At 56.1% G+C, this 17,697-nt stretch carries 19 protein-coding genes; 7 read left to right on the forward strand and 12 right to left on the reverse strand.

Annotated elements, in window-relative coordinates; genetic code table 11:
- The first annotated feature begins 7 nt into the window (after window positions 1-7).
- Entirely contained in the window at window positions 8-1,237 is a 1,230-nt protein-coding gene (locus AC2FLJ_RS00730; protein ID WP_058271625.1) for an acyl-CoA dehydrogenase, read from the forward strand.
- A 120-nt stretch (window positions 1,238-1,357) separates the two neighbouring features.
- Window positions 1,358-2,125 carry an SDR family oxidoreductase gene (locus tag AC2FLJ_RS00735; protein WP_282118435.1) on the forward strand — a complete coding sequence of 256 codons (768 nt, stop codon included), beginning with the start codon at window positions 1,358-1,360 and terminating at the stop codon, window positions 2,123-2,125.
- On the opposite strand, the gene AC2FLJ_RS00740 is transcribed toward AC2FLJ_RS00735, so the two are convergent.
- Window positions 2,122-2,991, reverse strand: coding sequence for an acyl-CoA thioesterase (locus AC2FLJ_RS00740; protein WP_496704221.1), 870 nt, complete (start codon window positions 2,989-2,991; stop codon window positions 2,122-2,124). The two genes, AC2FLJ_RS00735 and AC2FLJ_RS00740, sit on opposite strands and share 4 nt — an antisense overlap.
- Before the next feature lie 49 nt (window positions 2,992-3,040).
- Window positions 3,041-4,270: a serine hydrolase domain-containing protein gene (locus tag AC2FLJ_RS00745; RefSeq protein WP_496704222.1), complete on the reverse strand. Its 1,230-nt coding sequence runs from the start codon at window positions 4,268-4,270 to the stop codon at window positions 3,041-3,043.
- A 196-nt stretch (window positions 4,271-4,466) separates the two neighbouring features.
- On the opposite strand from AC2FLJ_RS00745, the gene AC2FLJ_RS00750 reads away from it, so the two are divergent.
- Window positions 4,467-5,075 (forward strand): 2-hydroxychromene-2-carboxylate isomerase, encoded by a 609-nt coding sequence (locus tag AC2FLJ_RS00750; RefSeq protein ID WP_282168315.1) that lies wholly within the window; start codon window positions 4,467-4,469, stop codon window positions 5,073-5,075.
- A gap of 8 nt (window positions 5,076-5,083) precedes the next feature.
- Here AC2FLJ_RS00750 and AC2FLJ_RS00755 read toward each other — a convergent pair whose 3' ends face one another.
- Window positions 5,084-6,109, reverse strand: a complete 1,026-nt coding sequence (locus AC2FLJ_RS00755) for a phosphotransferase family protein (RefSeq protein WP_496704223.1) — start codon at window positions 6,107-6,109, stop codon at window positions 5,084-5,086.
- 23 nt (window positions 6,110-6,132) lie between these two features.
- On the reverse strand, window positions 6,133-6,951 hold the full coding sequence (locus AC2FLJ_RS00760; protein WP_282168317.1) for an SDR family oxidoreductase: 819 nt from the start codon (window positions 6,949-6,951) through the stop codon (window positions 6,133-6,135).
- Between the two features lie 134 nt (window positions 6,952-7,085).
- On the opposite strand from AC2FLJ_RS00760, the gene AC2FLJ_RS00765 reads away from it, so the two are divergent.
- From AC2FLJ_RS00765 to AC2FLJ_RS00775, 3 genes are all read left to right on the forward strand, one after another.
- Window positions 7,086-8,087 (forward strand): NADPH:quinone oxidoreductase family protein, encoded by a 1,002-nt coding sequence (locus AC2FLJ_RS00765; RefSeq protein ID WP_496704224.1) that lies wholly within the window; start codon window positions 7,086-7,088, stop codon window positions 8,085-8,087.
- A gap of 126 nt (window positions 8,088-8,213) precedes the next feature.
- The gene (gene aroQ, locus AC2FLJ_RS00770) at window positions 8,214-8,663 is read left to right on the forward strand and encodes a type II 3-dehydroquinate dehydratase (protein ID WP_058271633.1); all 450 of its coding nucleotides are present in this window, start codon (window positions 8,214-8,216) and stop codon (window positions 8,661-8,663) included.
- The gene (locus AC2FLJ_RS00775) at window positions 8,660-9,415 is read left to right on the forward strand and encodes a helix-turn-helix transcriptional regulator (RefSeq protein ID WP_058271634.1); all 756 of its coding nucleotides are present in this window, start codon (window positions 8,660-8,662) and stop codon (window positions 9,413-9,415) included. Before aroQ ends, AC2FLJ_RS00775 begins: the two co-directional genes overlap by 4 nt.
- Window positions 9,416-9,787: 372 nt before the next feature.
- Here the strand turns inward: AC2FLJ_RS00775 and tsf are convergent, their stop codons facing one another.
- The 5 genes from tsf to AC2FLJ_RS00800 form a co-directional block, all read right to left on the reverse strand.
- The gene (tsf, locus tag AC2FLJ_RS00780) at window positions 9,788-10,663 is read right to left on the reverse strand and encodes a translation elongation factor Ts (protein WP_496704225.1); all 876 of its coding nucleotides are present in this window, start codon (window positions 10,661-10,663) and stop codon (window positions 9,788-9,790) included.
- Between the two features lie 76 nt (window positions 10,664-10,739).
- Window positions 10,740-11,543 carry a 30S ribosomal protein S2 gene (rpsB, locus tag AC2FLJ_RS00785; RefSeq protein ID WP_058271914.1) on the reverse strand — a complete coding sequence of 268 codons (804 nt, stop codon included), beginning with the start codon at window positions 11,541-11,543 and terminating at the stop codon, window positions 10,740-10,742.
- Between the two features lie 166 nt (window positions 11,544-11,709).
- A complete protein-coding gene (gene olsA / locus AC2FLJ_RS00790; protein ID WP_496695476.1) occupies window positions 11,710-12,546 on the reverse strand; it encodes a lyso-ornithine lipid O-acyltransferase in 837 nt (278 codons plus the stop codon).
- A 4-nt stretch (window positions 12,547-12,550) separates the two neighbouring features.
- On the reverse strand, window positions 12,551-13,306 hold the full coding sequence (gene olsB, locus AC2FLJ_RS00795; protein WP_496695474.1) for an L-ornithine N(alpha)-acyltransferase: 756 nt from the start codon (window positions 13,304-13,306) through the stop codon (window positions 12,551-12,553).
- Window positions 13,307-13,404: 98 nt separating this feature from the next.
- Window positions 13,405-13,587 (reverse strand): DUF3553 domain-containing protein, encoded by a 183-nt coding sequence (locus AC2FLJ_RS00800; RefSeq protein ID WP_058271637.1) that lies wholly within the window; start codon window positions 13,585-13,587, stop codon window positions 13,405-13,407.
- Between the two features lie 44 nt (window positions 13,588-13,631).
- Here AC2FLJ_RS00800 and AC2FLJ_RS00805 point away from each other — a divergent pair, with 44 nt between their 5' ends.
- The gene (locus AC2FLJ_RS00805; RefSeq protein WP_496695472.1) at window positions 13,632-14,228 is read left to right on the forward strand and encodes a histidine phosphotransferase family protein; all 597 of its coding nucleotides are present in this window, start codon (window positions 13,632-13,634) and stop codon (window positions 14,226-14,228) included.
- Here the strand turns inward: AC2FLJ_RS00805 and AC2FLJ_RS00810 are convergent.
- From AC2FLJ_RS00810 to obgE, 3 genes are read right to left on the reverse strand one after another with little or no spacing between them, the layout of a single operon-like run.
- Complete coding sequence (locus AC2FLJ_RS00810; protein WP_496695648.1) at window positions 14,225-15,487, reverse strand: glutamate-5-semialdehyde dehydrogenase; 1,263 nt, start codon at window positions 15,485-15,487, stop codon at window positions 14,225-14,227. The genes AC2FLJ_RS00805 and AC2FLJ_RS00810 overlap by 4 nt on opposite strands.
- A 44-nt stretch (window positions 15,488-15,531) precedes the next feature.
- Window positions 15,532-16,638, reverse strand: a complete 1,107-nt coding sequence (gene proB / locus AC2FLJ_RS00815; protein WP_496704226.1) for a glutamate 5-kinase — start codon at window positions 16,636-16,638, stop codon at window positions 15,532-15,534.
- Window positions 16,626-17,660, reverse strand: coding sequence for a GTPase ObgE (obgE, locus tag AC2FLJ_RS00820; protein WP_108858609.1), 1,035 nt, complete (start codon window positions 17,658-17,660; stop codon window positions 16,626-16,628). The genes proB and obgE overlap by 13 nt, the downstream gene beginning before the upstream one ends.
- Between the last annotated feature and the right edge of the window lie 37 nt (window positions 17,661-17,697).

The following is a 17,697-nucleotide window of genomic DNA, read 5'->3' on the forward strand; positions in this document are numbered from 1 at the left end:
AACCAAAATGAACGCCCCGAACACCAAACCGACTTTGCGCGCCAAAGATGCACCTGACATGGGGGCGTTCTCGTGGGACGATCCATTTCGTCTGGCGGATCAGCTAACAGAAGATGAGCGCATGATCGCCGCGAGTGCGCAGGCATATTGTCAGGAAAAGCTGCAACCACGGGTTCTGGAAGCCTTCCAGAACGAGGAAACGGACCCGGAAATCTTCCGCGAAATGGGTGAAATGGGCCTTTTGGGCACCACGATCCCCGAAGAATACGGCGGTCTTGGTGGCGGTTATGTGTCCTACGGCCTGGTCGCGCGCGAGGTTGAGCGTGTGGATTCTGGCTATCGCTCGATGATGTCGGTGCAAAGCTCATTGGTGATGTACCCGATCTATGCCTATGGCAGCGAAGAACAGCGCCGGAAGTACCTTCCAAAACTGGCCAGCGGCGAATGGATCGGTTGCTTTGGTCTGACAGAACCTGATGCCGGCTCGGACCCGGCGGGCATGAAAACCCGCGCGGAAAAGATCGACAGTGGTTATCGGCTGACCGGCAGCAAGATGTGGATCTCGAATTCACCCATCGCAGACGTCTTTGTGGTGTGGGCTAAATCCGATGCTCATGACGGCAAGATCCGAGGCTTTGTTTTGGACAAGGGTCTCAAAGGTTTGAGCGCGCCCAAAATTCAGAACAAGATGAGCCTGCGGGCATCGATTACGGGTGAGATCGTTCTGGACGGCGTCGAAGTGGACGAGGGCGCCTTGCTGCCGCATGTTCAGGGCCTGAAGGGTCCGTTTGGCTGTCTGAACCGTGCGCGCTACGGGATCAGCTGGGGCGTCATGGGCGCCGCTGAAAGCTGTTGGCACGGTGCGCGTCAGTATGGTCTGGACCGCAAACAGTTCAACAAGCCGCTTGCGCAGACGCAGCTGTTCCAACGCAAACTGGCGGACATGCAAACCGAGATCGCCCTGGGCCTGCAAGCCAGTCTGCGCGTTGGCCGTTTGATGGATCAGGCAGAAGCTGCGCCCGAGATGATCTCGATCGTTAAGCGAAACAACTGCGGCAAGGCTTTGGAGATCGCGCGGAATGCCCGCGACATGCACGGCGGCAATGGCATCTCACTGGAATTCCAGGTTATCCGTCACATGGTCAACTTGGAAACCGTAAACACCTATGAAGGCACACACGACGTTCATGCGTTGATTTTGGGGCGGGCACAGACCGGACTTCAGGCCTTCTACTAGGATATTTTAAATACCGCATAATCGGTATTATGGTAAATAAATAGCATTGGCAGTTTCCGGTTTTCCCAAAATTGCCAATGTCTTACGATGCCTTTCAAATCGTGCAATTCGGAGGCCCTAATGAATTTGAATGGCAAAACTGTGGTGGTCACCGGTGCAGCCAACGGTATCGGTAAAGGTCTGGCAACCCGGTTCGCGCGCGAAGGTGCAACGGTCGTATGTGCAGACATAGACACCGAAGCTGCGTGTTCTGTGGCCATGGAAATCAACGGACACGCGGTCATATGCGATGTTTCAGACGAAGACAGTATCAAAGCGTTGATTGATCACGTCGAAGATGAGATTGGCCCGATTGATCTGTTCTGTGCAAATGCTGGTATCCTGACCCTTGGTGGCCTGGACGTTCCGGACGAAGACTGGGATCGGATCTGGAAGATCAACGTCATGTCGCATGTCTGGACCGCGCGTCATCTCGTTCCGCATATGATCGCGCGCGGCGGTGGCTACATCATGACAACGGCCTCGGCTGCAGGACTTTTGAACCAGCCTGGCGCCGCACCGTACGGCGTTTCTAAACACGCCGCCGTGGGCTTTGCCGAATGGCTGTCGCTGACATACAGCCATAAAGGCTTGCGCGTTTCCGTTCTATGTCCGCAAGCGGTTCGATCCGAAATGACACGTGGCTTTGAGGATTCGGTAGCGTCTATCGACGGTATGCTAGAGCCTGAAGACGTGGCCCAAGCCTGTGTCGAAGCCATTGAGTCCGAACAGTTTCTGGTGCTGCCGCATTCGAAAGTGTTGGACTACATTCGGCACAAATCCAGCAATTACGACAGTTGGCTCAGGGGTATGAACAAGTTAAATCAACAGTTTACGGGCGATGATTAAAGTTTCTTCTGCGCTTTGCGCATCAGGCCCTCCTGCGTGACCGAAGCTACCAAAGTGCCGTCTTGTGCATAGATCGATCCTCGGTTGAAGTTGCGCCCTCGCCCGCTCCAGGGCGAATCCATCGAATACAGATGCCAGTTTTCAAAATGGATCGGCGCGTGGAACCACATGGCGTGATCCAGGCTGGCCCCATTGACCTGCCCCGTAAACCAGCTGAGGCCATGCGGTCGCATACCTGATCCCATCAGATACATGTCAGACGCGTAAGTGAGCAGCAATTGCTGAGTGGCAGAATCCGCCCCCACTGCACCGGGCATGCGGAACCAGACCTTATTTCGATCGTCCGATATTTCAGGGTGGAACGGATCAAGATGGCTGGCCTCACGGACCTCGATCGGCCGTTCGCGTGTCAGCTCACCACGCATGTGTTTGGGTACCAAATCCACGTATTTCTTGCGCAGTTCAGTGCGCGACGGATAACTTTCCGGATCCTCCATCGGGGGCATCTCATGGTGATGATCCCAGCCTTCATCCTGAATGTGGAACGAGGCCGATACGTTCAAGATCTGTTTGCCATGCTGGATCGCGACCACGCGTCGTGTGGTAAATGAACCTCCATCTCGGGCTCTATCAACTTGATAAATAACAGGAATAGATGGATCGCCCGGGCGAATAAAATACGAATGCAGCGAATGGCACAACCGATCATCCACAGTACGGTACGCCGCCGCCAGAGCCTGCGACACCACCTGTCCGCCAAAGATTCGCGTCGGAGTCTCGCCGCCCGACCCGGTGCCTCGGAACAGGTCAACTTCGAGCCTCTCGAGGTTCAAAAGGTCAAGAAGGACACGTTCTGCTTCGGTCATTGGCGACTCTCCGGTTGGCTATGAAAAAGGCGTATCAGCGCCACCCGGGTCAATCAACCAACGCGCCCATTACCAGCGCCTTTAGCTCGGATCGGGACGGGTAAGAACTGGACGGCGACAATTGGGTGAAGAATACTGCCGACAGATCGTTGCTGCGGTCAATCCAGAAGAATGTCGAAGCCATACCGCCCCAACTAAAATCACCTAATGACCCAGGTGTTCGGGTTCTACCAGGGTTGATGATGACAGACCCGGCCAGACCAAATCCCATGCCTTCCATCGGTTGCTCGGCAAAGCTTTGCGGGCCCATCGAGGCGATATCGCCCGACAAGTGGTTTTGCAGCATGAAGTCGACTGTCTTTGGACCCAGCAAGCGGTGGCCGTTTCCCTGCCCCCGGTTTCGCATCATCTCGGTGAATTTGACGTAGTCGTCGATCGTGCTAATCAGACCGCCACCGCCCGAAAAGGTCGTCGCCTTTTCAAATGGGGATGCGCCTGCCTCGTCTGTCAATCGCAGAGTGTCGTCGCCGGTCTCAGCTGAATTCAGCGCCATCGCGTCCCCGGCCAGCGGCGTATAGAGAGACGCGAACCGATCCCCTGCCCCTTTGGGTGCAGAAAATCCGGTCTCGGCCATCTCTAGCGGCTCAAAGATCTCTTGCGCGAAGAACTGATCCAAGGTTTTGCCGGACACAACCTCGACCATGCGGCCCAACACATCAGTGGAAACTGAATACTCCCAACGGGTTCCTGGCTGGAATGCCAATGGCAGCTGTGCCAGTGCGCCGATCCTGTCCCTCAAAGGCCCTTGATTTGGGCTAAAAATTAGCTTCCGTGCATCCATTGCTGCCGGGAGAACACCGGGATTGAACGGATAACTGAATCCGCTTGTATGGGTCAGAAGCTGATGCAGTGTCGGGGATGGAGCATCTTCGGTTTGATCCAGCCTCTCCGCCCCGGGCACAAGAGCCAGCACGGAAGCAAATTCAGGCAGGAATTCAGAGAGTGGCGCGTCGAGGTGGAACAACCCACGCTCGGCCAGCATCATCACCGCGACCGAGGTGATGGGTTTCGTCATAGAATAGATCCGAACGAGCGTATCGCGCTGAAACGGCAGGTCCTTCTCGACATTTCTGAGGCCACAGGCGTGAAAAAACGCCTCGGACCCGTGGTGGGTCAATAGTAATGAACTGCCCGCGTATTTGCGCTCATCGACATAGCGCTGCATCCAGTCCCGTATGCGGTTCAGGCGGGCAGGATCAAGGGTGGTCTGGCTGCGCATGGGTTTCTCGAACCTCCTCGGCGGTTTGTTTGATCTTGACCGGTGACGCACTGAATTAATAGAGGAATTCCTGATTTCCCACATCGTGACCAACGGCCAGTGCGCGCCAGCCTTCCCGCCTGTACACTAGACGCGTTATAGATTCGTCTGGTGGTTCAGAGTTCATTTCACAGATCGTCGTATCGGAGTTTAGACAATGACGCAGACCATAGATTTCATTTTCGATTTTTGCAGCCCAAACGCATTTCTGGCCCATAAGGTTTTGCCCGAACTGGCGAAACGAAATGGCATGCAGGTAAGCTATGTGCCCGTGTTACTGCCGACGATATTCAAGGCGACACATAATCAGAACCCGTTCGAGGCATTTTCGGAAAATCGCCAAAAAACGGCCTATTTGACCCATGATCTTCATCGCTTTGCTCGCAGACGCGGATTGAGCTTTCATATGAGCCCGCATTTCCCGGTGAACACAAAATTTGCCACGCGCGGCGCTGTATTCGCCTCGGGAAAATCATGGGAACCCAAATACATAAACGCAATATTTGATGCGATTTGGGTGCATGGCCAGAAAGTTGATGAACTGGGAGTGCTGATGGATATCTTGCAGGAAAACAAACTTCCTGCGCGCAAGATCCGCGAGGCCATGACGGGTGCCGAAATAAAGCAGCGGCTCAAAGAGCAATCCAAAGCCGCCGTAAAGCAAGGTGTATTCGGTGTGCCCACAATGTTTGTGGGCACCGAAATGTTCTTTGGCAAAAACAGCCTTGGCAATATTGAGTTGGAGCTTTCCCGGCCATCAGCCTGACGGAATATCTACGATTTCAGTGCTTCCAGCCCGTGTTTTGCAAACACCGGAACATAAGCCCCAAATACCTGCGCGCGTTTGGGATCAGACGCGTTGCCATCCAGTGCGCGCTTGTACACACCCTGTAGAATTCCGGCCATTCGGAAGAAATTGAACGCCAGGTAGAACCCGAAATTTTTGATTCCGGGTAGGCCGCGACGCTGGCAATATCGCCCGATAAACTCTTGATCTGACGGTATTCCCAGGGCTTGACGGTCGATGCCTGCCAACCCGCGCCCCTCGTTTCCGGGGGGTAATTGCCACTGCATGATGACTGCCGCCAGATCTGCGTATGGGTGCCCAATCGTCGACAGCTCCCAATCCAGAACGCCAATGCAGCGCGAACCGTTTTGCTCGAACATCAGATTATCAATGCGGTAGTCACCATGCACCAAAGTTCGCTGACCGTCATCGTTTGGAATGGCCCCCTCAAGCGCGGAAATAAGCGCGTCCATTTCGGGGATGGTCGTTGTCTCGGATGCGCGATACTGCTTGGTCCATCGGGCAATTTGGCGCTCAAAGTAATTGCCGGGCGGGCCATAGTCGGACAGGCCTACCGCATCCACATCGACGTCATGCAAATCGGCCAGCACGCGGTTCATTTCGTCGAATATACCACTGCGAGTTGGGTTGTCGGCCTCATCCGTCGTAGGTTCTAGGAATACACGCCCCTGCAACCGTTCCATGACATAAAACGCCGAACCGATGATGTCGTCATCCTCGCAAAGCAGCATCATCCGAGGGACCGGAACCGCGCTATCGGCCAGTGCGCTTTGAACGCGAAACTCGCGTTCCACAGCATGGGCTGATTTCAGCAAAACGCCTGGCGGCTTACGGCGCAGCACGTAAGTCTTGGACGGTGTGCTCAGTTCGAAAGTCGGGTTGGATTGTCCAATGGCGAACTTCGTCGCTTCCAGCGGCCCCATGTAACCGTCCAAATTTGCGCTGAGATAGGTGTCTAGCGCCGTCAGGTCGAGTTGTGATTTATCACGCATTTCCAATAACTATTCCCCCGGCCCTATAGTGCTTCGGCGAAGAGATTACCGGCGGTCACCACGTTCAGGCCCCCAGAAACCGGGATAACGGCTCCGGTCACATAGCTGCCGCCACGCCCGCACAGGAACAACAAACACCCGGCGATATCCTCGTCGCGACCTACACGGCCCAACGGAACTGTCTTGCCAACCTTTTCGCGCGTGCCCTCGTCTGCCGTCGCAAAGGCTGTCATCCGTGATACAAATGGTCCCGGCGCAAGCGCGTTAACAGTGACGTGATAGGGCGACAATTCCTTGGCCAGAATCTTGGTCAAGTGCAGCACCGCAGCTTTGGATGCGGAATAGCTGTAGGCACCGTCGCCCATCGGTACCTCACCCATTACCGATCCAACGTTGACCACGCGAGCCGGATCATCAGGTGTTCCGGACTTCATCAGCATCGGCAACAGACGCTGCGTCAGTTCGAACAGACCAGCGACGTTGACGGAATTGACCTTTTCCCACGCGTGATGGGGAAACTGTCCCAGCGGTGAACCCCAAGAGATGCCCGCATTATTCATCAGGATATCAAGGGTATCCGTGCGATTCTTGACCTCATCGATCATGGCCAGAACGCCTTCTTCCGTTCCGACATCTCCGCTGAAACCTTCGGCGCTTCCGGGCGCGTCCAGAGCATTCAGCTCGGCCGCGACGGTTTCACAGGCTTCCCCCTTGCGCGACGCGATCAGCACGCGTGCCCCTGCCCTTACAAGCGATTCCGCAGCCATCCGGCCAATGCCGGTGGCACCGCCTGTAACCAGTGCGGTTTTTCCCTGCAGCGAAAATAGGGTTTCAGGGGTCATGGTCTGCTCCTCGGTTTTGAATTGTGGCACAGGTGGCGATTTTCGGCGAGATTTGCACCCTGCGGAATTCTTGACAACATTCACCGCTGCGCCAAAGGTCCTCTCAACCGAATAACAAGGACAAGACAGTCAATATGCAAGCGTTACTCAGCGTCGCGCCGGGCGGACCGGATACATTGGAACTTACGACCCTGCCCGACCCGGTGCCAGGAAAGGGAGAGTTGCTGGTTGGGGTCAAGGCTGCTGGCGTCAATTTCCCCGATACGTTGATGATCCAGGACCTGTATCAGATTAAACCACCAAGACCATTTGCCCCCGGGGGGGAAATCGCAGGTGAGGTATTGGGCGTTGGAGAAGGCGTGAACGGGTTCGAGGTTGGGGACAGGGTTCTGGCGCTGACCGGATTTGGCGGTTTTACCACGCAATTGACGGTCAAGGCGGCCACAGCAGTGAAATTCCCCGCATCGATGCCATTCGATGACGCGGCATGTTTCATTTTCACCTACGGCACGTCCTACCACGCGCTGAAAGACCGTGCCGCATTGCAGCCTGGTGAAACGCTTTTGGTGCTGGGTGCCGCAGGTGGTGTCGGTAGCGCGGCCATTGAGCTGGGCAAGGCGATGGGGGCGCGTGTCATAGCGGCCGTATCTTCTCAGGAAAAGGCGGATTTTTGCCGTCAAATCGGCGCGGACGACTCAATCGTATATTCCCGCCAGATGGATCGTGATGCGCAAAAGGCATTCTCTGGCGAAATCAAGGCTATAGCGGGCGCAAATGGCGTGGATGTTGTCTATGATGCCGTTGGCGGAGATTATGCCGAACCCGCGCTGCGCAGCATGGCGTGGAATGGCCGGTTCCTTGTTGTAGGGTTTCCGGCCGGTATTCCCAAAGTCCCACTCAATCTACCATTGTTGAAGGGCTGCCAGATCGTTGGCGTGTTCTGGGGGGCTTCGGTCTATCGGGATCCCAAAGGCCATGCCGAAAATATCAGCAAGTTGTTCGACTTATACGCCAATTCACAGATAAAGCCGCAAATCAGTCGGCGGTTTCCTTTAGCGGATGCAAGCGAGGCACTGAAGTTATTGAACGACCGCACCGTTCTTGGAAAAGTTGTGGTAACGATGCCAGAATCCTGACTGGTTTTCGACGCTTGGTTCAAGATCAGATGGTGTTAGATGCGCGACACTCGCCTGATGAGTGCGCAGGCTGGTGGACATCCATACCTAATCACGTTTATCAACCAGTAATGGGACGGAGAATGAATGCATAAAGTTCTGATTTTGAACGGTCCGAACCTGAACTTGCTGGGCACACGACAACCCGAGGTTTATGGCCGTACAACGCTGAAAATGGTCGAAGAAACCTGTGTAAGCCACGGCGCGTCTATCGGGTTGGACGTATCACACCTGCAATCCAATCACGAAGGTGTGCTGATCGACGCGATCCACGCGGCCAAAGGCAATCAGGACGGGATCGTTCTGAACGCTGGGGCGTATACACACACCTCGGTCGCTTTGATGGATGCGATCGCTTCGGTAGACCTGCCGGTTGTTGAGGTTCACCTGTCGAACATACACGCACGTGAACCCTTCCGGCACAAATCCTATGTGGCGCCGGTTGCGCTGGGACAGATCTGCGGCTTTGGGCTGCAGGGTTATGTGATGGCGTTGGATGCGCTGTCGGCGCATTTGCAAAATGAGGGGTCCGTATGAAGCTGGGTGAGTATCTGAATTTCCTCAGCTACGTCAAAACTCTGGAAGAGCTTTGGGACGCTCATTGCCGCCAGATGGCAATTTTCGGTTTCGACCGTCTGCTATACGGCTATACGCGCTACAGGACCGAAACGTCTTTGGGAGACCCCGAAGACTTCACCATCCTTACAAACCACGGCAAAGAGTACATTGATGGTTTCGTTCGCGATGGGCTGTACTTTCATGCACCCATGCTGAAATGGGCGCTTCACAATGAAGGTGCGGCCAGTTGGAGAATGATTCAGGATATGAATTCCGACGGCACGATGACCGCCCAGGAACGCCAAGTATACGAGTTCAATCGGTCAAAAGGCGTTGTGGCGGGATACACTATCAGTTTCACCTCGGTGTCGATGCGGTCCAAGGGAGCGATCTCTCTTTCGGCTGGTGGTGCCACTAGCCAGGATGAGGTTGACGCAATCTGGGCTGAACATGGCGATGACATCTTGTTGATGAACAATGTCGCGCATCTGAAGATACTTACCCTGCCCTACAACACCCCCAATCGCGCTCTGACGAAGCGTCAGCGCGAGGCGCTGGAATGGGTTGGTGATGGGAAGACGACGCAAGACATAGCGCTTTTGATGGGCCTGACATCGGCGACCGTTGAAAAGCATTTGAGGCTGGCCCGGGAGTCCCTTTCAGTGGAAACAACTGCGCAAGCCGTGCTCAAAGCATCCCTGCAAAATCAGATGTTCATCATGGAAGCATGATGTGTTTTTTTTGACGCTAAATTGCGTCAATTTACGTAGGGTAAGGAAAACATGACTTCCCGAATCTGAGCCCCAGTTGCAAAGTGATATTGTTCCGTGAGTGGTGGCTTTAGCCTGGGAACGTTTTGATCGGATCTTTGCAATACCAAAGCTCTCCGGTTGCTCTGACATAAAGGCGTCTATTTGTCCGCGTCTCTTAGTCGGAATTTTGGGGGGCCTCGACCATCCCCATCTGCGGGGCCCCTCAATCCTTCCAATAGTAGTGTATGATCTGTTGTTCCTAACGCCGGAAGGCGCAAAAAAACCGACTACTGGAAAGTAGCCGGTTTAATTCTGTTCAGGTTGAGGCCCCTTTCAGAGCCTCTGCCCGATTTAGCCCTGTACGGCTTTGGCAACTTCAGCTGCGAAGTCTTCTTTTTCGACCACGATGCCTTCGCCAACTTCCAGACGGACGAAACCAGTGATGGTTGCGCCTGCTTCTTTGGCAGCGGCTTCGACGGTCAGGTCAGGGTTCACAACGAACGACTGGTTCAGCAAAGTTGATTCCGCTACGAATTTCTTCATACGGCCAACGATCATTTTTTCGATCACCTGCTCTGGCTTGCCGGATTCGCGGGCGATGTCCATCTGAACCTGCTTTTCCTTTTCGACAACAGCCGGGTTCATGTCCGCTTCAGACAGGGCCGCCGGGTTCACAGCTGCGATGTGCATCGCAATCTGTTTGCCGATCACTTCGTCACCACCGGACAGAGCAACCAGTACACCGATTTTGCCCATGCCGTTGGTGGCTGCGTTGTGAACGTAGGACACAACAGTGTCGCCTGACAGTTTCGCCATGCGGCGAACCGACATGTTTTCACCAATGGTGGCGATCTTGTCGGTCAGGGTGTCAGCAACGTTTTTGCCGCCCAGATCAGCGGCCAACAGAGCTTCGACATTGTCGACGCCTTCTGCCGCGTAAGCAATCTTGCCAACCATTTCCTGGAACTCGGCGTTCTTTGCGACGAAGTCGGTTTCCGAGTTCACTTCGACAGCAACACCGTTGCCACCGTTGACGTGAACTGCAACCAAACCTTCTGCTGCGGTACGGCCGGATTTCTTGGCCGCTTTGGCCAGACCTTTGGTGCGCAGCCAATCAACGGCTTCGTCCATGTTGCCGCCGGTTTCGGTCAGCGCTTTTTTTGCGTCCATCATGCCTGCGCCGGTCGAGTCGCGCAGTTCTTTAACCATTGCTGCTGTGATTGCCATCTTTTGGCTCTCCTCAATTCAAACGGAATTGGGGCAGGTCTACCCTGCCCCATATGTCATTTACGTGACGGGCAGCTTACGCTTCGGCTTTGGCTTCCGGCGTGGCTTCTTCTGCAACGGGTGCTTCTTCCGCAACGACTTCTTCAACCGGTGCTTCTTCGAATGCGCCCAGGTCAACGCCTGCAGCACCCATCTGAGCGGTCATTCCGTCCAGAGCGGCACGAGCAACCAGATCGCAATACAGAGAGATCGCGCGCGCTGCGTCGTCGTTGCCGGGGATGATGTAATCCACGCCATCGGGGGAGCAGTTGGTATCGACAATTGCCACAACCGGGATACCCAGCTTGTTGGCTTCGGCGATTGCCAGTGCTTCTTTTTTGACGTCGATGACGAACAGCAGATCAGGAACGCCACCCATCTCGCGGATACCGCCCAGCGATGCCTGCAGTTTGCCCTGGTCACGTTCCATGCCCAGACGCTCTTTCTTGGTCAGGCCTTCGGCGCCCGATTCCATGGCTTCGTCAATTTGGTTCAGACGATTGATCGACTGGGAAACGGTTTTCCAGTTGGTCAGCGTGCCGCCCAGCCAGCGGTGGTTCATGTAGTACTGAGCCGACTTTTCAGCGGCTTCTGCGATCGGCTGAGCTGCCTGACGCTTGGTACCAACGAACAGAACGCGGCCACCTTTTGCAACGGTGTCACGAACGGCCTGCAAAGCCTGGTCCAGCATTGGAACGGTCTGGGTCAGGTCCATGATGTGGATACCATTGCGCGAGCCGTAGATGAACGGGCCCATGCGGGGATTCCAACGCTGTGTCTGGTGACCAAAGTGAACGCCAGCTTCCAGCAGCTGACGCATGGTGAACTCGGGAAGAGCCATGCTATTTTCCTTTTCCGGTTTACGCCTGGGCGGGGGTGAAAGAAGCGGATGCTCCAACCGGCGGGCCAGATAAGGATGTCTCCCTCAAATAGCCCAAACCCCGCCTGCGGGTTTTAATGGCGCGCGTATACGGTAGGAATTCGCACTGTGCAAGTGCCAATTGGCCTTATTTTTCAAGCCGCGCAATTGCATGCGCGTGACGCACTGCCTCTTCGCAATGTGCCGCCAACGCCTTGCGGTCGGCAAAATCGCTGACTTTGGCTGGAACGTGGTAAATCAATTCCACCGTCCCCTGCCGACGCGCGCCCAAGGTCTTGAGAAGATGCGGGGCAAAATCCATATCGCCCCACCAGCCATAGAACCTGTCAGGCTGCCCTTTTGGCGCGTGAAAGACTACGGAAACAGGCTGAACATACATGAAGTCCCGCAATTCATCCGAGAAGAACGCGGCAAAAAGCGTTGTTTTAAAGGGCAAAACACGAAGGCCGTCGGTCGAGGTGCCCTCTGGGAAAAACAACAACTTATGGCCGACTTTCAAGCGCTCTTCAAAGATCAGGGTCTGTTCGCGGGCTTTCTTGCGATCTCGTTCGATAAACACCGTGCCCGTGGCGCGGGCTAGCCAGCCGATACCCGGCCATTTGGCCACCTCGGCCTTGGACACGAAGTACACCCGCTTACGGGCGTTCAGCGCAAAGATGTCGAGCCAAGAAGTGTGGTTCGCGACCACAGCGCCGCGTTCGCGCATCAATTCACCGGAACTGCGAAAGCCGATGCCAAGAAGCCGGAGCGCATTGCGGCAGACAAACTGCGCAATGAACGGTGTGATCGGACGCCGTAAACCGAACAGCGGGCGCTCGATCAGGCGAACGGTCAACAAAACGAGCAGCCCGCCAAAAACCAGCAGTGCCAAGGGAAGGCCGCGCAAGATTACCAATGCCCAGCCAAATACGCCCAATTTAATCGGGTCTGGCGCGTCGTCACTGTCCCAAAGCGGATCGTTCACTGGATTAGGCTCCGCTGTAAATACGCCGCTGGCGCTCGTTCATGCGCGCCGTGTCGAGGATCAGGCAAACATCTGTTGTGTTGAACGCGTGGTCGATAAACGCCCCCTCGCCCACAAAGCCACCCAACCGCAGGTACGCCTTGATCAGCGCGGGAACCTGTACCATCGCCCCACGGCGATCCAGCGCATCCGGCGCGACAAGGTCCATGCTTTGAAACACATCGGGTTGCGCCCTGACCCGCAGGTCCGGCGGGGCCAGATGATTGTGGTGCAACATCGACAAAGGCTGGGCCAATTCCTGTACATTGATGCCGTGGAAGCTGGCGACCCCGAACAGCACCTCAATCTCGCGCTCAGCCACATATCCCGCTAGACCATTCCAAAGATGGTACATCGCCGTTCCGCCCCGATAGTCCGGGTGAAGGCAGGAACGTCCAAGCTCCAACAATTTGCGGCCGCTCTGTTTCAAAACAGTCAGGTCGTATTCATCCTCGGAATAGAACTGCCCCAATTCGATGGCTCGTTCACCCGGTAACAGCCTGTAAACGCCCACAACCTCGCCAGTGGCATCATCATAAACCAGCATGTGATCAAAATAAGGATCGAACTGATCCTGCTCTAACCCTGCCTCGTGGTCCACCATCTTGCCGCCGCCGCCCAATTCGCGGACGAATACGTCATATCGCAGCCTTTGGGCTGCGCGCAGTTCGGCCTCGGATTCGGCAAGTTTAACGGTGAAAGAAGGGCCTGCATCCGGCATCAGTTATTCCGCTTTTGTTTGCGCGCTGATACCGCAGTTTTCGGTCAAATGGCAACCGGCGCGGCGGCGGCCCATCGTTAACCATTCTTAAACCAGTTTCACGGATCAAAGACGGGCGTCAGGGCGATGCGGGTTCCGTCAATCACCACTTTTCCCTGTTCTTGGAAATTCACGGTGATCTTGCCCCCAATGTTGGACTGCACCTGTCCGACGCCCCAGTCGGGGAAATCGGGGTGGCGGACATACATGCCCGGTGCAAGTATGGCATTGAGGTCTGTCATGATCGGGCTCCGGTCCGGCGGCAGATACAACAGGAGAGGTACGCATGGGCGACACCAACGTCAATCTGGCCGAACTGATTGGGTCGCGAATTTGTCACGATCTGATCAGCCCTATTGGCGCAATAAACAACGGGCTGGAACTGCTTGAGATGGTCGGAACCATGCAGGGCCCCGAGATGGAGCTGATCTCGGGCAGCGTCGGAAGCGCCGGAGCAAAGATCAGGTTCTTTCGCGTCGCTTTTGGGTCGGCCAGCGATCAACCGTTGGGCCGGGCCGAGGTCACAGAGCTGTTGAAAGATGTTGAAAGCGTTGGTCGAGTGCGTGTCAACTGGCACGTGACCGATGCGATGCCACGCAATCAGGTCAAGCTCGCCTTTTTGGCCCTGATGTGTTGCGAAAGAGCCATGCCGATGGGGGGCGACGTCACCGTGGAAAATAACGGTGGCAGTTGGACGGTGACCGGTGTGGCGGACAAGCTGAATATAGAGTCTGATCTTTGGAAGAACCTACCCAAAGGCCAATTTGCGAATAAGGTGACGCCAGCACAGGTGCAGTTTGCACTGCTGCCCCAGACCGCTGCCTCGATGGGTCGGCGGGTTGTGGCGGAAACCACCTCAACCCGCGTCGCTATCCGTTTTTAAGACCGGACGGTCCCGTTTCCGCGGACAAGGTATTTGAAGCTCGTCAGCTGAGCGGCCCCGACCGGGCCGCGCGCATGCATTTTGCCGGTTGCGATTCCGATCTCGGCCCCCATTCCGAACTCGCCACCATCGGCAAACTGGGTTGAGGCATTGTGCATCAGGATCGCACTGTCGAGCCGCTCAAAGAACCGGGCAGCGACATCAGCATCCTCGGTCATGATGCAATCGGTGTGGTTCGAACCGAACTGGCGGATATGCGCGATTGCCTGATCAATATCAGCCACCGGCTTGGCTGCGATGATGCTGTCGAGGAATTCTTTGCCCCAGTCGTCGCCCGTGGCCGCTATGGTGCCGTCCAGGGCCAACGCGCCTTCGGCATGGATTTCGACGCCCGCAGCAAGCAAGGCGGAAATGATATCCTGGCCGAGTGTTTCAGCCACATCTTGATGGATCAGCAAGCACTCAGCAGCACCACATATCCCAGTGCGCCGGGTTTTGGCGTTCAGCACGACGTCCAGCGTTTTCTGGGGGTCCGCAGCCTTGTCGACATAAATGTGCACGATACCTTCCAAGTGCGCAAAGACGGGCACGCGTGCCTCGCGCTGAACCAACCCAACCAGACCTTTTCCCCCGCGCGGAACGATGACGTCCACACAATCGGTCATGGTCAGCAGCTCTTGCACAGCGGCGCGGTCTCGCGTGGGCACAAGTTGAATGGCGTCTTCTGGCAGGTTTGCAGCCTTTAGCCCTTGGACCAGACAGGCGTGAATGGCGGTCGAGGAATGGAAACTTTCAGAGCCTCCGCGCAGGATCACCGCGTTGCCCGACTTCAGGCACAATGCGCCTGCATCCGCCGTCACATTCGGACGGCTTTCGTAAATCACTCCGATAACGCCCAGAGGCGTGCGAACACGCTGGATGTTCAGGCCCGAGGCCATGTCCCATTCGGTCAGAACCTCGCCCACGGGGTCTGCCTGATCCGCGACCGTGCGCAGCCCGTCGACCATGCCCTGGATTCGCGCTTCGTCCAGCATCAGCCGGTCCATCATCGCCGGGCTCAGGCCCTTTTCACGCCCAAACTCCAGGTCTTTCTTGTTGGCCTCAATGATATCCGCGCGGTTGGCCCAAACAGCGTCAGCCGCGGCAATCAGGGCGGCATGTTTACGCTCGGCACTTGCAAATGCCAGATCGGCCGAGGCTGCTTTAGCGCGTTTACCAAGATCGGCCATAAGGGCGGGAATGTTGTCGAAATCCTTCATCTCAGGTGCCTTTCGGTCGGTCATTTGGTTTTATCATCGCGCCATTACAACGCCAAATCATCTCGATGGATCAGGACGGCCCGGCCTGGATAGCCCAGTGTGGCTTCGATCTCTGAGGACTTCCGACCCTTGATCGCATCCGCCTCTTGCGCGGTATACCGGCTGAGGCCCTGCGCCAAACGCCTCGACTGGTGGTCCATGATCGCAACCGGATCACCGCGGCCGAAATCGCCCGTTACTTCAACGATACCAGCAGGCAGCAGGCTTTTACCATTACCCAACGCTTTGGCCGCGCCTGCGTCCACTACGATTTCACCGCGCGGTTTCATGGCCGAAATCCAGCGCTTGCGCGCGGCATGTGGGTCCAGCGTAGCTGTAAACCAAGTGCAATTAGCGCCATCTTCAAGCGATTTCAGTGGGTTCAAAGTCGAACCTTCGGTGATCGCCATATCACAACCAGCAGCAGTTGCCATCTTGGCGGCCAGCAGCTTGGTCTTCATTCCGCCTTTGGACAGGCCGGAACCGGCATCGCCTGCCATTTCCTCGATCTCGGGCGTGATGGTCTCAATAACATCGAAACGCTTGGCGTTTCCGTCTTCACTCGGGTTCCCGGTGTAGAAACCGTCGACATCTGACAACAGGATCAATTGATCGGCCCCAACCGTCACCGCGATCTGCGCCGCCAACCGGTCATTGTCGCCGTAGCGGATCTCATCCGTAGCCACCGTATCGTTTTCGTTGACGATCGGAACCACGCCCAAGCTCAGCAGCGTTTCCAGCGTCGCGCGAGAGTTCAGATACCGCCGCCGGTCTTCGCTGTCTTCCAGCGTCACCAAAACCTGCGCAGTTGTGATTTTGTGCGGCGTCAAAGCCTCTTCATAAGCCCGGGCCAGCCGAATTTGGCCAACAGCAGCGGCGGCCTGAGATTGTTCCAACGGCAAATCCGCCATGGGCAGGCCCAAAACACCGCGCCCCAATGCAATGGAGCCGGATGAGACCAAAATGACGTCAGTTCCCTGCCCTTTGAGCCAGGCCACGTCTTGGGCCAGCGAGTGCAACCAATCCGACCTCAGCAACCCGGTATCGCGGTCCACCAGCAAGGCAGAGCCGATTTTGACCACCAATCGGCGTGCTGCGGTCAGGGTTGCCAAGACTTGGTCTCCTCAACGGGTTTTTGTCGCAGACGGTTTTCGTCGATCTGGGCACGCAAAGCGCGCAACACTTCGGTCACGCCCAGATGCGCAACGCCAGACATGGTCATCACGGGGCCACCAACAGCCTCTTCCAGCTCAGCCCTTTGCAGCGCCTGTTCCTCTTCGTCCAGCGCATCGACCTTGTTCAGAACTGTGATCCTGGGCTTTTCAGCCAGTTCACCGCCGTAAGCTTCAAGCTCATGAATGATGGTGCGGTAATCCTCGGCGACGGTTTCCGAGGTGCCATCGACCAGATGCAGCAGAACGGCACAACGTTCCACGTGACCAAGGAACCGATCTCCAATCCCGCGCCCCTCATGGGCGCCTTCGATCAGGCCGGGAATATCCGCGACGACAAATTCCACATTGTCGACACCGACAACACCAAGATTAGGATGCAGGGTCGTGAACGGATAGTCAGCAATCTTGGGTCGCGCGTTCGATGTGGCCGCCAGAAAAGTCGATTTACCAGCATTGGGCATGCCAAGCAGACCCACATCCGCAATCAGCTTCAGCCGCAGCCAGATCGTGCGGTCGATCCCTGCCTGACCCGGATTGGCTCGGCGTGGAGCCTGATTGGTTGCCGATTTGAAGTGCAGGTTGCCAAAGCCACCATTGCCGCCCTTGGCCAGCAGAACACGCTGCCCAACCTCTGTCAGGTCGCAGATGACGGTCTCTTCGTCCTCGTCCAGAATCTCAGTTCCGACAGGCACGCGCAGGATGATTTCGTCACCATCCTTGCCCGTGCGCTGCTGACCACGACCGGGTTGACCGTTCTTGGCAAAGAAATGCTGCTGATAGCGGAAGTCGATCAGGGTGTTCAGCCCATCCACAACCTCGGCCCAAACAGACCCGCCCTTACCGCCGTCACCGCCATCGGGACCGCCGTATTCAATGTATTTTTCACGCCGAAAGCTGACGCACCCGCCACCGCCGGCCCCGGACCGGATGTAGACCTTTGCAAGATCGAGAAATTTCATAACTGTCCCCTACTGCAAGGGCCCCATCGGCCACAAG

It is taken from the genome of Ruegeria sp. CDSA034, assembly GCF_059612275.1.

Coding starts and splice junctions, on each gene's coding strand:
- AC2FLJ_RS00730 (WP_058271625.1), top strand. CDS start 8: ATGAACGCCCCGAACACCAAACCGACTTTGCGCGCCAAAGATGCACCT.
- AC2FLJ_RS00735 (WP_282118435.1), top strand. CDS start 1,358: ATGAATTTGAATGGCAAAACTGTGGTGGTCACCGGTGCAGCCAACGGT.
- AC2FLJ_RS00740 (WP_496704221.1), bottom strand. CDS start 2,991: ATGACCGAAGCAGAACGTGTCCTTCTTGACCTTTTGAACCTCGAGAGG.
- AC2FLJ_RS00745 (WP_496704222.1), bottom strand. CDS start 4,270: ATGCGCAGCCAGACCACCCTTGATCCTGCCCGCCTGAACCGCATACGG.
- AC2FLJ_RS00750 (WP_282168315.1), top strand. CDS start 4,467: ATGACGCAGACCATAGATTTCATTTTCGATTTTTGCAGCCCAAACGCA.
- AC2FLJ_RS00755 (WP_496704223.1), bottom strand. CDS start 6,109: ATGCGTGATAAATCACAACTCGACCTGACGGCGCTAGACACCTATCTC.
- AC2FLJ_RS00760 (WP_282168317.1), bottom strand. CDS start 6,951: ATGACCCCTGAAACCCTATTTTCGCTGCAGGGAAAAACCGCACTGGTT.
- AC2FLJ_RS00765 (WP_496704224.1), top strand. CDS start 7,086: ATGCAAGCGTTACTCAGCGTCGCGCCGGGCGGACCGGATACATTGGAA.
- aroQ (WP_058271633.1), top strand. CDS start 8,214: ATGCATAAAGTTCTGATTTTGAACGGTCCGAACCTGAACTTGCTGGGC.
- AC2FLJ_RS00775 (WP_058271634.1), top strand. CDS start 8,660: ATGAAGCTGGGTGAGTATCTGAATTTCCTCAGCTACGTCAAAACTCTG.
- tsf (WP_496704225.1), bottom strand. CDS start 10,663: ATGGCAATCACAGCAGCAATGGTTAAAGAACTGCGCGACTCGACCGGC.
- rpsB (WP_058271914.1), bottom strand. CDS start 11,543: ATGGCTCTTCCCGAGTTCACCATGCGTCAGCTGCTGGAAGCTGGCGTT.
- olsB (WP_496695474.1), bottom strand. CDS start 13,306: ATGCCGGATGCAGGCCCTTCTTTCACCGTTAAACTTGCCGAATCCGAG.
- AC2FLJ_RS00800 (WP_058271637.1), bottom strand. CDS start 13,587: ATGACAGACCTCAATGCCATACTTGCACCGGGCATGTATGTCCGCCAC.
- AC2FLJ_RS00805 (WP_496695472.1), top strand. CDS start 13,632: ATGGGCGACACCAACGTCAATCTGGCCGAACTGATTGGGTCGCGAATT.
- AC2FLJ_RS00810 (WP_496695648.1), bottom strand. CDS start 15,487: ATGAAGGATTTCGACAACATTCCCGCCCTTATGGCCGATCTTGGTAAA.
- obgE (WP_108858609.1), bottom strand. CDS start 17,660: ATGAAATTTCTCGATCTTGCAAAGGTCTACATCCGGTCCGGGGCCGGC.